15 protein-coding genes are annotated in these 15,634 nt (G+C 45.8%); 2 read left to right on the forward strand and 13 right to left on the reverse strand.

Annotated elements, in window-relative coordinates; translation table 11 throughout:
- Positions 1–80 precede the first annotated feature (80 nt).
- Positions 81–1,259 (forward strand): multidrug effflux MFS transporter, encoded by a 1,179-nt coding sequence (locus tag ACVA6Q_RS05585; protein ID WP_446646811.1) that lies wholly within the window; start codon positions 81–83, stop codon positions 1,257–1,259.
- Between the two features lie 17 nt (positions 1,260–1,276).
- On the opposite strand, the gene ACVA6Q_RS05590 is transcribed toward ACVA6Q_RS05585, so the two are convergent.
- From ACVA6Q_RS05590 to ACVA6Q_RS05635, 10 genes are all read right to left on the reverse strand, one after another.
- Positions 1,277–2,281 (reverse strand): substrate-binding domain-containing protein, encoded by a 1,005-nt coding sequence (locus ACVA6Q_RS05590; RefSeq protein ID WP_446646812.1) that lies wholly within the window; start codon positions 2,279–2,281, stop codon positions 1,277–1,279.
- Between the two features lie 54 nt (positions 2,282–2,335).
- Complete coding sequence (gene rbsK / locus ACVA6Q_RS05595) at positions 2,336–3,256, reverse strand: ribokinase (RefSeq protein WP_446646813.1); 921 nt, start codon at positions 3,254–3,256, stop codon at positions 2,336–2,338.
- A 290-nt stretch (positions 3,257–3,546) separates the two neighbouring features.
- On the reverse strand, positions 3,547–4,425 hold the full coding sequence (gene rbsB, locus ACVA6Q_RS05600) for a ribose ABC transporter substrate-binding protein RbsB (protein WP_042497516.1): 879 nt from the start codon (positions 4,423–4,425) through the stop codon (positions 3,547–3,549).
- Between the two features lie 78 nt (positions 4,426–4,503).
- A complete protein-coding gene (gene rbsC, locus ACVA6Q_RS05605; protein ID WP_042497513.1) occupies positions 4,504–5,496 on the reverse strand; it encodes a ribose ABC transporter permease in 993 nt (330 codons plus the stop codon).
- The gene (gene rbsA / locus ACVA6Q_RS05610) at positions 5,493–6,998 is read right to left on the reverse strand and encodes a ribose ABC transporter ATP-binding protein RbsA (protein WP_446646814.1); all 1,506 of its coding nucleotides are present in this window, start codon (positions 6,996–6,998) and stop codon (positions 5,493–5,495) included. The genes rbsC and rbsA overlap by 4 nt, the downstream gene beginning before the upstream one ends.
- Before the next feature lie 49 nt (positions 6,999–7,047).
- Positions 7,048–7,467, reverse strand: a complete 420-nt coding sequence (gene rbsD / locus ACVA6Q_RS05615; protein WP_446646815.1) for a D-ribose pyranase — start codon at positions 7,465–7,467, stop codon at positions 7,048–7,050.
- 411 nt (positions 7,468–7,878) lie between these two features.
- On the reverse strand, positions 7,879–9,483 hold the full coding sequence (locus tag ACVA6Q_RS05620) for a sensor domain-containing protein (RefSeq protein WP_446646816.1): 1,605 nt from the start codon (positions 9,481–9,483) through the stop codon (positions 7,879–7,881).
- Between the two features lie 245 nt (positions 9,484–9,728).
- Positions 9,729–10,298 carry a sugar O-acetyltransferase gene (locus tag ACVA6Q_RS05625; RefSeq protein WP_446646817.1) on the reverse strand — a complete coding sequence of 190 codons (570 nt, stop codon included), beginning with the start codon at positions 10,296–10,298 and terminating at the stop codon, positions 9,729–9,731.
- A 143-nt stretch (positions 10,299–10,441) separates the two neighbouring features.
- A complete protein-coding gene (locus ACVA6Q_RS05630; RefSeq protein WP_446646818.1) occupies positions 10,442–11,134 on the reverse strand; it encodes a type 1 glutamine amidotransferase domain-containing protein in 693 nt (230 codons plus the stop codon).
- A 127-nt stretch (positions 11,135–11,261) separates the two neighbouring features.
- Positions 11,262–11,879 carry a glutathione binding-like protein gene (locus ACVA6Q_RS05635; protein ID WP_446646819.1) on the reverse strand — a complete coding sequence of 206 codons (618 nt, stop codon included), beginning with the start codon at positions 11,877–11,879 and terminating at the stop codon, positions 11,262–11,264.
- Between the two features lie 208 nt (positions 11,880–12,087).
- Between ACVA6Q_RS05635 and ACVA6Q_RS05640 the strand changes: the two genes are divergently transcribed.
- Positions 12,088–12,684, forward strand: a complete 597-nt coding sequence (locus ACVA6Q_RS05640) for a TetR/AcrR family transcriptional regulator (protein WP_446647189.1) — start codon at positions 12,088–12,090, stop codon at positions 12,682–12,684.
- A 58-nt stretch (positions 12,685–12,742) separates the two neighbouring features.
- On the opposite strand, the gene ACVA6Q_RS05645 is transcribed toward ACVA6Q_RS05640, so the two are convergent.
- Genes ACVA6Q_RS05645 through ACVA6Q_RS05655 form a run of 3 tightly spaced genes read right to left on the reverse strand, consistent with a single transcriptional unit; the run spans position 12,743 to position 15,634 of the window.
- Positions 12,743–13,672 (reverse strand): PstS family phosphate ABC transporter substrate-binding protein, encoded by a 930-nt coding sequence (locus ACVA6Q_RS05645; RefSeq protein ID WP_446646820.1) that lies wholly within the window; start codon positions 13,670–13,672, stop codon positions 12,743–12,745.
- Positions 13,665–14,303: an OmpA family protein gene (locus tag ACVA6Q_RS05650; RefSeq protein WP_446646821.1), complete on the reverse strand. Its 639-nt coding sequence runs from the start codon at positions 14,301–14,303 to the stop codon at positions 13,665–13,667. Before ACVA6Q_RS05650 ends, ACVA6Q_RS05645 begins: the two co-directional genes overlap by 8 nt.
- On the reverse strand, positions 14,303–15,634 hold the full coding sequence (locus ACVA6Q_RS05655; protein ID WP_418642331.1) for a TolC family outer membrane protein: 1,332 nt from the start codon (positions 15,632–15,634) through the stop codon (positions 14,303–14,305). The genes ACVA6Q_RS05650 and ACVA6Q_RS05655 overlap by 1 nt, the downstream gene beginning before the upstream one ends.

Genomic DNA, 15,634 nt, shown 5'->3' on the forward strand with positions numbered 1-15,634 from the left:
TTAAAAGTAGCCAACGATGTCTGTAATGGCGTACTATCTTGGGTTCTTCGCAATCGCCTTTCTCTAAGTATGGATTATTAATGGCTCAAGGAATTCGCTACAAAGTCATTCTTCTCGCGTGTCTCATTATCAGTATCGGTCAGCTCAGTATGGGGCTAGTGCTACCTTCGCTGCCTTGGATAGCGAAAGATTTTGGTATTAGCCTCGATCAGGCGCAACTGCTCGTCGGTATTTATCTACTGGGTTTTGGTCCCTCGCAATTCATTTACGGCCCCATCTCTGATGCTATCGGCAGAAAGAAGGTGCTGCTTGCTGGTCTAGTTATCGCCCTGCTCGGCCTTGTCTTGATTATTACTATGAACCATTCGTTTGAAGGCATGGTATTTGGCCGCTTTCTGCAAGGTATCGGCACTGGCTGCTGCGCCGTCCTCGCTCGGGCCTCAACGCGCGATCAGTTTAGTGGAGCTCAGCTCCCTATAGCCCTCTCTTATATCGCCATGGCCGCTTCCATCACTCCCGTGGTGGCTCCTGTTTTGGGTGGGTTTATTAACTTTCACTTTGGTTGGAACATGGTGTTTGTGTCGCTATTTAGCTACGTTGCCCTGGCCTGGGTAGTCATCACCATGCTATTTAAAGAGACCATAGCGGAGAAGTCATCAATACCTTCATTTAAACGTGTCGTGAAACAGTATGGGGAGCTGCTACGCTCCAGCTACTTTATTAGTTTCGCTAGTATCAGTTGGCTCAACTTCAGCCTGATGATCACTGCGGTATCGGTCATGCCGTTTATCATGCAGAACGAAATCGGGATGAACTCAGATGAATACGCATTGTGGGTGCTCATTCCAGCGCTCGGTATGATTAGTGGAACCACCATTTGCAATCGCGTTCGACCTATCATTGGCACTAGGAAGATGCTGTTGTGTACTCCAGCTCTACACATTGCATCGGCTATTTGGTTGTTTGTTTGCCCGATGGAGCCTTTGTATATCATGCTAGGGCAAATGCTGATGATTCTGGGAAATGGCATCGCTCTGCCTTGTGCACAGGCGATGGTAATGCTGCCTTACAAGAAACAAGCTGGCGCCGCGGCAGCGTTATCGGGTGGTGGACAAATGATTGTCTCATCGCTAGTCAGTATGGGGTTGGTTCAGCTCGGCCTAAGTCAGCCTTGGCACCTATCGATTGTTATCACGCTATTTGCATTAGTGACGCTTAGTAATATTGTTCGTGGTTTTCGCGTTGCTCAGCCTCAATAGAGGCTGCGCACAAAACATTATTTAAGGTTTTTGACACTGCCACGTACGACTAGCGAAGGCTCTAGTTGTACGACATCTGCAGCAAGACTGGTTTTTTCAATTTTCGCAAGCAAGGTTTCAACGGCCGTTTTTCCTAAGCGATACTTAGGTTGATGGATCGTAGTGAGAGACGGTGACATGAACTTGGCAATGTGAATGTCATCGTAACCAATGATCGAAAGATCGTTGGGAACATGTATACCTTTATCATGAGCAACATTGATAGCTCCCATGGCCATCATGTCATTACAAATAAACAGCGACGTTGGTAGTGCGCCTCTGCTCATTAACACCTCTAGCGATTTCGCACCACCATCACATTCAAAGTCTGACTCAACAATCCAGCCTGGATTAATCGCAATATGATGTTCATTCAACGCCTTCTTATACCCTTCATAACGCATTAAAGCTTGATGCCTATTTAAAGGCCCTGTGATACAACCAATCTCTGTGTGCCCGCTTTCAATGAGATGCTTAGTTGCAAGGTAGCCACCAAGAAACGAGTTGTCTTGGATCTTGTCGCTTTCAAAATGCATTGGTCCCCAGTCCATCACAACCACAGGAATGGATGGATACTGATCGAAAATATCCAGCTTCTCCCCCTCCAAAGTAGAGCACATCAAAATCAGACCATCGACACGCTTTTGAAGCAAGGTATCGATGGAAGCTTTCATGCGCTCAGTATCACCTTCAGTATTACACAAGATGAGGTTGTAATTTTGATGATAACAACTGCGTTCGACCCCTTTTACTACCTCACCAAAAAACGGGTTGGTTGAGGTAGTCACTAACATTCCAATTGTTCGTGTGCGATTCATTTTGAGGCTTCGTGCTAACGCAGAAGGCGCGTAGTTGAGCTCTTTCGCTGCGCTGTTAACGCGCTCAGAAATCTCTTCACTAACGAATCGTGTTTTATTGATGACATGACTCACGGTTGAGGTTGAAACACCCGCAAGTCTTGCTATGTCCTTCATCGTTGCCATTGGGCAAGGGTCTCCACTGCTTCTTCTTGTAATTGAGCGAGTTAGTTTCTCAACTTAGGCTTGCTGCTCTAAAAACTGTTGTACTTCATCTAGCGTTGGAATGGAAGTCTGTGCGCCAAATCGAGTCACTGAGATAGCCGCTGCTGCATGAGCAAATACAATCGCCTCTTCGATAGACTTGCCTTCAATTAACCCTGTCACTAAAGCGCCGTTAAAGGTATCACCTGCTGCAGTGGTATCCGTCGCTTCAACTTTAAAGCCTGGGATTCGCTCACCACGGCCGTTTTGACTTAGCCATACACCTTTCGAGCCCAGTGTAATCATGACGATTTCAATACCCTTGCGATGCAGTGCGTTTGCGGCTTCTTGTGCAGATTCATCATCATTGACCGTTATTCCGGTCAGCACCTCTGCTTCGGTTTCATTTGGTGTAATGACATCTACACAGCCCAGCAATGAATCAGGAAGCTCTCTAGCCGGCGCTGGATTGAGGACGACGTTAGTTTTTGCCGCCTTCGCAATTTTCGCAGCATACTCGATGCCTTCAATTGGCGTTTCTAACTGGGTTAGCAGGTATTTTGCACCTTCGATCAAACCCTTGTGAGGCTCTACACGTGCGGTCGTAAGCTTAGCGTTGGCTTCTGCTGAAATACAGATGCTGTTCTCGCCGCTTTCTGCTACTTGAATCATGGCAATACCAGTTGGTGTGCCCGGTTCCAATTGAACACCCGCGATGTTGATACCATCAGCTTTAAATGCTTCGCGAATATTAATACCAAACGCATCATCACCCACACAGGCGATAAAACCGGTGTCGCCACCCAGTCTTGCAGCGGCAACAGCTTGGTTCGCCCCTTTGCCACCAGGAATGACTTGGTAATTAGCACCATGTAACGTTTCGCCAGGTCGAGGGAAAGAAGGAACTTGCAAAACGTGGTCTGCATTCACACTACCCAGCACAATGAGTTTATTCATACTTTGTTCCTTTTAACTCGTTTGTTTGTTACTGATTTTTTGAGTATCAGTTTGATAGATAACTTGGGGTTGCCTTGGAGTGGCAAGCCGAAGGTATCTGGTTGTAAGGCGATGCGCAGCGAGCCTGTTAGTTCTCCCCCTTAATAAGGGGGAGCTAGAGGGGGTAAGTGCGCGGGACTTTGACTCATGCGCACCACTCAAACTTGCTTCGCAAATTTAAGAGCACCCCTCCTAGCCTCCCCTTATAAAGGGGAGGAACTACTGGCTAGCTCCTACCGTCGCTTCGCCGATTACTCAGCTACAACTTTTAGAGGTACTGGGATGTACTCTTCTACTTTTTCACCTTTCAGTACTTTGTCAGCAGTCTCCACACCTAGTGCACCGATCATGTCTGGTTGTTGTGCGATTGTTGCTGCTAGTTTGCCGCGTTTCACCGCTGCCATACCATCTTCAGTGCCATCGAAACCAACGATCATCACGTCTTTCCCCGCTGCTTGAACTGCGCGAAGTGCACCGAGTGCCATTTCGTCGTTCTGTGCGAATACCGCTTGTACATCAGGGTTCGCTGCTAGAAGGTTTTCCATTACATTCAGGCCTTTAGTACGGTCGAAATCTGCTGGTTGGCTAGCAAGAAGTTCCATTTGAGAACCTTTTACTGAGTTCATGAAGCCTTCACCGCGCTCACGTGCTGCTGACGTACCTGCGATACCTTCTAGTTGGATAACTTTCGCTTTCTCACCTACTTTCTCCATGATGTAGTGACCAGCCATTTCGCCACCGACTACGTTGTCAGATGCAATGTGGCTCACTACGTCACCACGGCTAGCGCCACGGTCAAGCGTTAGTACCGGGATGTTCGAGCGGTTTGCCATGCGGATAGCGTTCGATACTGCGTCTGAATCTGTAGGGTTGATAAGAATTGCCTTAACGCCACGTACAGTTAAATCTTCGATGTTTGATAGCTCTTTGCTTGGGTCATTTTGCGAGTCCAAAACGATTAGGTTGTAACCTAAATCCTTGGCTTTCGCTTCCGCACCCTCTTTCATCGTTACGAAGAACGGGTTGTTAAGCGTAGAGACAACAATCGCCATCGTGTCTTGTGCTGATGCAGCTGTAGACATAGAAGCAGATAGCACGGCAGCAGAGATTAAAGTGGCTAGTTTTTTCATCGTTTTAGTCCTTTGTGTAGGGGGCGGCTCAACTCATTGTCGAGCCTGTTATTGTAAATAATCTAGTGTTAATCGAAGTTACTTGTTTTTGTTGTCTACCAGTACCGCCAGCAAGATAACCACTGCTTTTGCGATCATTTGGTAGTAAGAGGAAACATCTAATAAGTTAAGTGCGTTGTTCAAGAAGCCGATGATCAGAGCACCAATAAGCGTACCCATAATTCGACCTTTACCACCCATCAAGCTGGTACCGCCAAGAACAACCGCTGCGATAGCATCAAGCTCGTATCCCATACCCGCTGTAGGCTGAGCGGATGACAGACGAGAGGTAACGATAATGCCAGCCAGTGCAGCAAGCAGACCACAGATGGCGTAAACACCAATCTTCACTTTATCGACATTGATACCTGACAAGCGAGTCGCTGATTCGTTACCACCTAGCGCGTAAACGTAGCGGCCAAAGCGAGTGTGGTTAAGTAGATACCAAACGGATGCGAACACAACGACCATAATCCAAACTGGAACGGGGATGCCCAGAGCGTAACCCGTGCCAAACCATGCGAATGCGTCAGCAGTATCAGTAAAGCCCGTAGAAATTGGACGACCATCGGTGTACACCATGGTCACGCCGCGCAGAAGTGTCATAGTCACCAAGGTAGCGATAAACGCCTGAACCTTACCCTTGGCAATGATAATACCGCTGATAGCACCAAGAGCTGCACCAGCAAGAAGTGCGGTTGGAACCGCAATCAGTACCGGAACTTCCATCGCTATCAAACTGGCCGCAAACGCGCCACAAAGTGCGAGTACCGAGCCAACACTCAAGTCGATGCCTGCAGTTAAGATGACCAAGGTCATACCGACTGCGATAATTGCGTTCACAGAGGTTTGACGCAGAATATTCAGAATATTATCGACGGTGAAAAAGTTCGGGTTTAAAAAAGACACCACGACAATTAGGAAGATCAGCGCAATCAGTGATTTTTGCTCAATCAACCATTCTTTATTGAAAAGAGGCTTTTTGTTTTCCATTTCAACGCTCATCTCTTTGTTGATGGTTTTGTTGTTCATGCTGCTTCCTCACTTACATTTTTACCGACAGCGCATGCTAGTAGTTTCTCTTGGTCTGCATCTTGAGCCATAAACTCACCGCTTATGTGCCCTTCATGCATCACCAAAATTCGATCGCTCATGCCAAGTACTTCTGGCATTTCAGATGACACCAAAATAATGCTCATGCCATCTGCTTTAAATTTGTTGATAAGTTGGTAGATCTCTTTCTTGGCGCCTACATCAACACCGCGTGTTGGCTCATCCAAAATCAGAACTGCAGGTTTGGTCATCAGCCCTTTTGCAATCGCCACTTTTTGTTGATTACCACCGGAAAGATTGCCAATAATTTGATCGCGTGTTGGAGTTTTGATATTAAAAAGCTTAATGAAGTCTTCAACAGCAATGACTTCTTCGCTGTGTTGAATTTGCATGCCTTTCGACAACTGCTCCAACGCACAAATCGACATATTCTCTTTTACTGATAAGCCCAGAACTAAGCCATCACCTTTACGATCCTCAGAAATGTAAGCAATACCATTGGCAAGACCTTCTTGAGGGCTGTCTGGATTGATCGTTTTTCCGTTGAGAATCACCTCACCAGATTGGCGTTTTAGCGCGCCATAAATGATTTTCATCAGCTCTGTACGGCCTGCGCCCATCAAACCTGAAATGCCAAGAATTTCACCTTGATCCAGAGTGAAGCTCACGTCATTGACACCAGAACCTGAAAGGTTTTTCACTTCAAGACTGGTTTTACCGTGAACGGCATCAATTCGCGGATACTGCTCATCAAGCTTGCGTCCTACCATCATTTCGATCAGCGTATCTTCGTCTGTTTCAGCCACTGTGCGCTGACCAATAAACTTGCCGTCACGTAATACCGTAATATCGTCGCAAATCTCGAAGATTTCTTTGAGGCGGTGCGAGATATAAACAATGCCGCAGCCCTGTTCGCGCAGTTCGTTGATCACGCTAAATAATGATTCCGTCTCGGTATCAGTGAGCGCATCAGTCGGCTCATCCATAATGATGACCTTAGACTCAAATGACAGCGCTTTCGCAATTTCAACCATTTGCTGCTCACCAAGACTAAGCTCACCAAGCGGCGTTTTCGCGCGGTGTTTCACATTAAGCCTCGCCAGTAGGCGATCCGCTTCGGCATACATCTGCGACCATAAGATGCGACCAAACGCGTTGGTTTTTTCTCGGCCGAGGAAGATGTTTTCAGCAATAGTGAGCTCAGGAATAAGATTAAGCTCTTGGTGAATAATACTGATGCCCGCTTGCTGTGAATCACGCGGACCTTTAAACGAGACGTCTTGGTCTAGATAGCGAAGTTCGCCAGAGTCTTTCGAGTAGATACCCGTCAGCACTTTCATAAGCGTCGATTTACCGGCGCCGTTTTCACCAAGCAATGCCATCACTTTTCCGGGGTACACATTTAAGCTGGCTTTATCCAAAGCTTTCACTCCCGGGAAAGCTTTTTCAATCTCGCTGAGTTGTAAAATGGGTTGCAGCATGAAGATGTCCTGTATATTTCGCTGAACTGAACTCGTAATAAGTGGCGCTCTAAAAGACGACGCCAGCTTGGAAAATCACATTGGCATACGGTGTACACTCACCCGTTCTCACGACAGCTCTTGAATCCAAAGTTTTTGTCTTGAAGTCTTCGTGAGAAATATAGGAGATCGAAATTGCTTTACCGCTTGTTTCTCGCTCCTGCTCAATCACGGATAACAAAGCATCATGCAACTCAGGGCTCACCTGCTTAAACTCTTCTGCCAAAATGACGCCTTCAATCTGAGCTTCAGAAAGGTACACTTTTACCGTATCCAAGAACGCTGGAACGCCATGGGTCAGAGCTAAGTCAATACGCTGAACTTCATCTGCAATCGGAAGGCCAGCGTCACAAATCGTTACCTCATCGGTATGGCCCAATGTCGACACCAAATAAGAAAGTTCTGAATTTATTAGGGCATTTTTTTTCATTTTTATACCTGCTTCATGCGGCTTTATTAAATCTGTAGGGCTTGAATAACCATCAAACAACGGTTGCAAAAGTAGAGGTCATCACTACCTATTCACTGTTGATAAAACAACCATCGAAACGTTTCGATGACAATCCTAGCGTAGCGTGTACAAAGATCGAGAGAGGTAGCATTTAACTGTGACTTAGATCGCCTCATCGAAACGTTTCGATGCATTTTTCGTGAATAGATTCAAATTCCTACTCAACGAGATTTTTGACTGGATAGAAGGGGGATGAAAGCGGCTTCACAGCCTACAAATAGGGCTTAACTGATTACTAAAAAGGATGAGAATGCAAGGTAATGAATAGCCATACCCAAGTAATCTCAAGACGCAAATATCTAGAGATTAACTTGGACAAAATTACGCGAATTACATATTGGCAGAAATGTAGGGACCAGAGGCGTAATGACAGCCAATAGCTTTTAGAGACTCTAGTTGCCCTGATGTTTCAACACCTTCGGCAATGGTCTCAATGTTTAGTACTTTGGCGAGACTTACAATCGCTTTCGCCACCTGCTCCACCGAGCGATCTTGTGCAATTTCTGCCACCAATTGCGCGCCAACTTTAAGTTTTTGCAATGGTAGCTCACGAAGCTCGGATATAGAAATGTGCCCCATACCAAAGTCTGCCACGGTAATTTGACAACCAAGCTCCACTAATTGGTACAACTCATCCACACAACGTTTCTTAGACAACATGTCCTCGAACACTTCAAGCACCAAACAATGAGGTGGCAGATGATACTTGTTGAGAATCTCTGTCACTTCCTTAGTAAACAATCCATGACCAAAGTTCTTAGAGGAAACTTTTACCGCCACCGTTTTTAATTCACCGACCGAAGCGTACTTGCAGGCTTGCTCAATAGTGAATAAATTCAGTTTGCGGATCAACTGAGACTCTTCAGCGATAGGAATAAACTCAAATCTATCAACATCACCGAACATCGAGTCGCTCCACTCTAGTCGGCTTTTAAATGCAACAATACGATGCGTTTCTATCTCAACTACGGGTAAAAAGCTGACCTCGAGCTTGTGTGATTCGATAGCTTGCGAGAGACGTTGAGCCATCGCCGTTTTACGCCCCCACTGCTCACCCATTGCTTCGTCATAACTCATCCAGGTGGTTTGACACTGCTTGGCACGGTACATCGCAAGATCCGCTTGCTTTAGTAGCAAACTCGTCGGAACGTTGCGACTTACATTTGTAGTCACACCAACAGACGCAGAGCCTCGCTCAGATTTGTTACCAACTTCTATGAAGGCGATCGCGTCGACCAAATGCTGAGCGTAATGTTCCGCTCGACTTTGTGAGCAATTGGGTAGCAATGCGACAAACTCATCACCACCAAGCCTTGCGACTAGGCCGTTGTCCCCTACCGCCGCTCTAAAGCGCTTCGCTACATCTTGAAGGAACAGATCGCCGAAATCGTGTCCTTTACTGTCGTTAATAGACTTAAACTCATTGAGATCGATTAACAACAACGAATACGGGTGCTCCGCTTGTTGCTCTTCGACTAGAAAGCGTTGCAGATGCTCAAAGAAAGAGGTGCGGTTTGGAAGACGAGTAAGCGGATCAAAATAAGCGAGATCGCTCAGCTTATCGTTGAGGTGTTTTTCAGACGTCACATCACGTTTGACCGCAATGTAATAGGACTTGCCCAAATACTTGAAAGGACTGATATGAGCATGCTCGATAAACAGCGAGCCGTTTTTCGTTTTGTTAACCAGTTCGCCTACCCAATCTTTACCTTGAAGCAGCTTCGACCACATATCCTCATAGGTTGCCAATGTGGTTTTTCCTGACTTTAGCAGTTTCGGATTTTTGCCCAAGACGTCTTCGCGGGCATAGCCTGTTAGCTTGACGAACTGATCGTTGACGAAACAAATTTGAGCTTGTTCGTCGGTAATAATGACAGCAACAGACGCGCTTTCTAACGCAGACTCCATCAAACCTAACGACAATTCAAAATCCATATAATGCAACGCCATGTTTACAACTAGTGTTTTACCGAGTATTACAAAGCGAACATGATAGGGTTTAATGGAACCAACATCAAATAAAACGTCAAAAAGTCGATGATTTGGCAACAGTTTTTTGACGCATCATAAACTATTGGTACTAATTTGGATAACCAAAGAGAAAGTCACCTAACATGTACCCACATTAGGTGATCAAAAGACAAGTTGGCAAGCGCCAAAAAAGTAATTAGGAGGCAACTCTAATCGTTATTGATTTGTTTGATAACTCGACACGGGTTGCCTACAGCGAGAGTGTTAGCCGGAATGTCTTTGGTGACCACACTGCCTGCACCAATGACCGCATTGTCGCCAATCGAAACACCAGGACAAACGATCGCCCCTCCGCCAATCCAAACGTTATTGCCGATTTTAATGGGTAAGCCAAATTCAACTTCCTCTTCAACGCGGCCTTTTACATCTAACGGATGACCTGCCGTATATATTTGAACATTTGGTGCAAACAATACGTTGTCTCCAATTTCGACCACATTGACATCTAGAATCACGCAATTGAAGTTAGCGTAGAAGTTCTTGCCAGCATGGATGTTTTCACCATAGTCGCAGCGAAATGGCGGCTCAAGGTATAGGTTGCCTTTACGGTTTGGGATCAACGCTTCTTGGGCTTCCTTCCACTCAGGCGTATTCGGAATACTATCGTTGAGTTTCTTTAGTGTATGACGGCACTTAACTCGCGCAGATAATAGCTCTTCATCCCAAGCTAGATAAGGCTCACCTGCCAGCATTTTTTCTCGTTCTGTTCTTGTCGACATCTTTTCTTCCAACAATGTTACGGACTGTTTGTATTCAAAAACGTAATATTGAGGACAATGTCAGAATCCTGTCATAGCGGCATTATATTTTCTTCGAATCGTAGCCGCCATCACACTTGGTGGAACTAAAATGATAGGTAGATTTAGTCGGCTAACAGTAGTTTTATCAGCGCTTTTGCTGCGGCTTCAGAACTGGCTGGGTTTTGACCAGTCACGAGCAGGTCGTCAACGACAACGTACTCTTGCCAGTTTGGTGCTTTTGAGAAGCTCGCACCACGCTTTACAAGTTCATCTTGCAGCGAAAAAGGCACAATATCTGTTAATCCAACGGCTTGCTCCTCGCTGTTACTAAAGCCGGTGACCTGTTTACCTTCAACCATTGGGGATTCGTCTTCATTGGCGGCATTAATGAGTACACCAGCCGCATGGCAGACAACCCCTATCGGTTTGTGAGCACTATAAAAGTCATCAATCAGTGTGACAGAGTCTGGATCACAGGTGAGATCCCAAAGCGGGCCGTGACCGCCCGGATAAAACACCGCATCATAATCGCCCTCTCGGACTTCAACCAAGCGTAAGGTGTTAGTCAGATGGGTTTTCGCGACCTCATCAGCTTCGAAACGTTGAGTGGCGGGAGTTTGCTGCTCGTCTAGTTGGCTATTTGGGTCAATTGGAGGGTGGCCACCAGCAGGTGAACATAAGGTGATATGCAAGCCGGCATCTTTGAACACATAGTAAGGCGCGGCAAACTCCTCAAGCCAAAAGCCAGTTTTATGTTCAGTCTCTCCCATCCGACTATGTGATGTTAGAACCATCAGAATTTTTTTTTGGCTCACTCTCTGCTCTCCATTAGGCGCTCTTTATAAACCTAGTGAAATGCTGAGATTTTTCAAATACAAAGGGATGAGTAATATTCATCCCTTTTTCTTCCATTGGACACTTTCCAAAAGTGCGGCCTAGAGTTTAGTTTTGTAGAGCTGGACGAGAAGACACATCATCAAACCAACGCTTGATGTTCTGGCTGGTCTCAAATACATCAACCTTGAGCGCATTGACCGCTATAAAAACAAAAATATAGGCACTGATGTCTGCGATGGTGTAATTGTCTGTCGCTACGTACTTAGACTGACCCAACTGCTTGTCGAGTTTAGGCAAGAACAACTCGACTCGATGCTTCGCTTCTTCTCCCCATGCTTCAACGCAATTCTCTCGGTCGGCGTAGATACCCGATAGATTTCTAAAGGCTTGGAATGCGTTTTGGATACCATCAATTTCAACAATGCGATTCCACATTTCAACCTTGGCTCGCTCTAACGTGCTAGCGCCAAATAGGTTGAGATCGTTCGGCGTAATTTCATCAAAATAGCGACTGATCGCTACTGTTTCACTGAGGTAAGTGCCATCATCCAACTCAAGCAATGGTACTTTACCGTTTACGCTTTTGTCCTGATAGCTTTGGTCTAGGTTTCCCCCTTCCCTAACATTCACTTCCACTCTTTCAATATCGGTAACACCAATTTCTTTCAGAAATAGATTTAGGCGCTTCGAGCTGACTGTGACCGAGTGATCATACAATTTCATGTGTTCATTCCTTTTGGCACGTATGTTTTTAGAGAATTCCCATCTTTATGAGCGTTTATTTGATCAGCTTTAATTTCTAACCGATCGTTTAGATACACTCTATGCAATAACTAAACGATCGGTCAAGAATTAATTAGTGGATAATGGCAAGTACTTGTACAATGACCAGCAGGTGCAGTTTGATGCGGTTTTTATCTTAGAGGGACGTATGGCAAGAAAAGCCAATTTTTGTAAGCAAGAAAAGCTAGAACAAGCAATGATGCTGTTTTGGAGTAAGGGCTATGCCAATACGTCTATTAGCGAGTTGACTGACACTCTTGCTATCAACCGCTTTAGTCTTTACAACAGCTTTGGTGACAAAGAGGCGCTTTATTACCAAGCGCTTGATAACTACTTAACCTCGGTGTCTTTTCCCAAGCTTGAACCGCTTCGAAGCTCAAACTCTGGAATTGGCACTCTCTGTCAATTTCTCAGCGCATTTGCCGACAAACAAAAACAAGACAGCTGTGGCTGTTTTATTCAGAATGCTGTCGTTGAACATGCTGGTGAAAATGATGAGGTATTGAAGCGAAGCAACATGCTGTTCGATACCTTAGAGCAAGCTATCGTTTCTTCGCTATCCCACGCTCAGCAACGCCTTGAAATCAGCGATGAGCAAGATGTGACAGCAATAGGACAATTTGTTATCTGTCAAATGCAAGGGATGCGCGTACTTGGAAAGGCTAAACGCCATAAAGAGATTGATGTAGCCACTAGAGTTCTTTGTGATTATCTGCGAAGGCTAAACGCAAAAACAGCCTCTTGAAGAGAGAATCCAAGAAGCTGTCTTAGTCTTACTGCGGTGATAAATATAACCAGATTGATTATTTGTAACCGCCTTCAATCATCGGCTCTGTTAAACGCAGACGAACTTTATTGCGCTGTATTGCCTCTGGCGGCAAACTGATAAAGCCAAATTGGTTTAATGTTGGCTTTGGCTCATCAGACAGCGTCAGACTGATAAAGTATTCTTCCTGCTGATTAAAATGTTCTCGGTTCGGTGGCAAGTCAAGGTACATGTAGTAAACACTCGCCAGTGGATAGCGTCCCGACAAAATGGTTTCTTTATTCACATCGTACGACTCACCAAAGTTATTGATGACATTTAGCAAGTTTTGATCGTTAAGATCGTCGGTGTAAACCGAGTAACCAATCGCATCTGACTGTGCCGAGATTTCACTTAGCAATGCAGGCTTGTCGATAACAAAATTAGTCGTCGAAAACTCAGCATTGTCGCACGCAACCCACTTGGCAAACGTATCATGCCCCTTTAGTTGATTGTCGATAGCTAATGGAACCATGGCGCCAAGCTCTGTACCTTGATCATCACGCCAGCGAGTGACGTTAAGGTGCTGATTGCAACCAAAAACGTCCTTGAGCTCAGCAAGGGTTACGGCTTTGGCCGGATTGTCTTGATTGGCAATAATGGCGATAACGTCAGCGGTAAAAAATAGCTCGGTAGGCTTGTAACCTCTCAAATGAGTAAACTTTGCCACTTCATCATCTTGCCATTTACGTGAACTGATACCGAGTAGCAGATTATCTTTGGTTAAACTTGTCGCGATATCTTCACTGGCCTGGACATCAATATCAAGTTTCCTAGCTTGTATCAAGGCTTCCATAAGAGGTACGAGATTGGGTTCAACGGCCACTTTAGAATGCTGCGCATCTAGCGTCTCTGCTGATAGCAATGGCGAGGCCATCATCCCACAAGAGAGTGCTGCAGCGCTAAACGCTTTAAAAGTCTTAGTCACGAGGCGCCTCCACACTGCTTGAACTGGTCAAACTTTTCTCTGAAGTAAAAATATCCCACTGCTGAGTGGCTGACATTTCAGGATGATAGAACACTGCAATGGTTCGGCGTTTACGTTGCTTGAGCTTTTCGGTGTAAAACGTCACCTCGGTAAACTCCTGCTCTGAGACTCGTGCGCTATCAATGCCTTTCTGCTCCAGCGCTTCTTTAATCGCTGCCGTTCTGCGCTTAGCTAAGGCGCGGTTATAATCGTTAGTGCCTTCGGAACTGGTATCTCCAATTAACACCACACTAGCTTGTGGAGTTTGTTTGAGCATATTTGAGAGTTCAGATACCTTTGGCTCTTGATCGGGGCGTATCAGCGATTTGTCGTAATCAAAGTTGACCGTAACCACAACAGGTTTCTCCGAAAACTGCCATTCTGCACAGCCTTCATTATCGACAACAACACCAAGTGGAGTATCCAAGCAGCGATCACGCTGATTGATGATGCCATCACTGTCTTGATCGCGTAAATCATCAATCTGATGACGAGTGGTTTGTGTGTTTGGCGTTTCTGCACAACCGATGAGCAGGGATAAGGGCAAACACAGAGTTAGCACGAAAGACAAAGTCTTCACTGTTAGCTTCATTATGACTCCCCCTCTTTCTGCCACTCTTCTGGATGCTCGACACGCAACGCGTACGTCAACACTCCCATCGCATTAAGCAATCGATAGGCTGCAAAGGTCCTATCGTATTTACTTCTCACGTAGTTTTGTCTCGCAAGAAACACTTCCACCTTGGCATCAAGTACATCAAGTAAGCTGCGACGCCCGACATTGAACTGCTGTATATAGCCGAGCTCGGCTATTTTTGCCGCGTCCACATTTTGCTCCAAAAGTCTTATTTGCTGCTCTAGCATCGAATAGGCATTCCAAGCGAGTTCTGTGCCTTCGCGCACTTCACGCTCAGTTCTTACACGTATGGCTCGCGCCTCTTCCAATCGCCATGCGGAAGATTCAACTCTGGCATCGGTCGAAAAACCGTTGAATAGGTCATAATCTAAGGTCAGCATGGCGCGCATGTCTTCATCCGGCCCGATGACATTACCCACGTTGCGATTTTTGTTGGCATGCAACTCAATTTTAACCTCTGGGAAATAGTCCCCTTTTTCGCGTCGTATTTCTTGCCTCGCTGCGTCCATGTCTATCATGGCCGCTTTAATCTCCGGGTGGTTGTCGACCGCTTGTTGAATAGCAACATCTAAAGTGCTGGGAAGTAGTGCGCTATCAAATTTTGGAAAGACCAGGTCACTGCCGGGCTTGCCAACTTGGCGTAGAAATTGGGTTTTGAGGTCAAACAGGTTATTTTGTGCCGCAATTTGTGACGATTGCGCTGTTGCCACTCGAGCGGAAATCTGGGCTAAGTCCGAATTACTCGCTAGTCCTTGGCCTTTTTTGTCGAGTACATCTTTATAGATTTCTTGATGCTCAAGCACGTTACGGTTAGCTAATTGCAACAGAGTTTCAGCTTCTAAAAGCTCAAGATACGTTCTGGTGACATCCAGGGAGACGTTTTCAGCGCGGGATATCAACGTCAAGCGCTCAGCTTCCGCTTCATAGCCCAAACGCTTAACATTGGCGCTAGTACCAAACCCATCAAACAAAAGCTGAGAAACACGCACACCCATCTCTGTTCGATTAAGTCGTCTATCGTCTGGGTCTATGAAGTTACCGTTGTTATATCGGGTTTCCTCTACACCCGCTGCGGCATACAAATTCACTTGTGGTAATCGGTCACCACCAGCAGCATCACCATCTCTGATAACGGATTGATATCGAGAATATTGCGCTAAAACTTCTGGACTGTAATCAATCGCAAACGCTACAGACTGTTCCAGAGAAATAGCGCTCGCAGCCGGAGTCAACGCTAGAGGGGTGATAGCCAGGCAACTCGATAGCACGAGTTTTGTCACACGCAT

The organism is Vibrio sp. DNB22_10_4 (assembly GCF_052879755.1).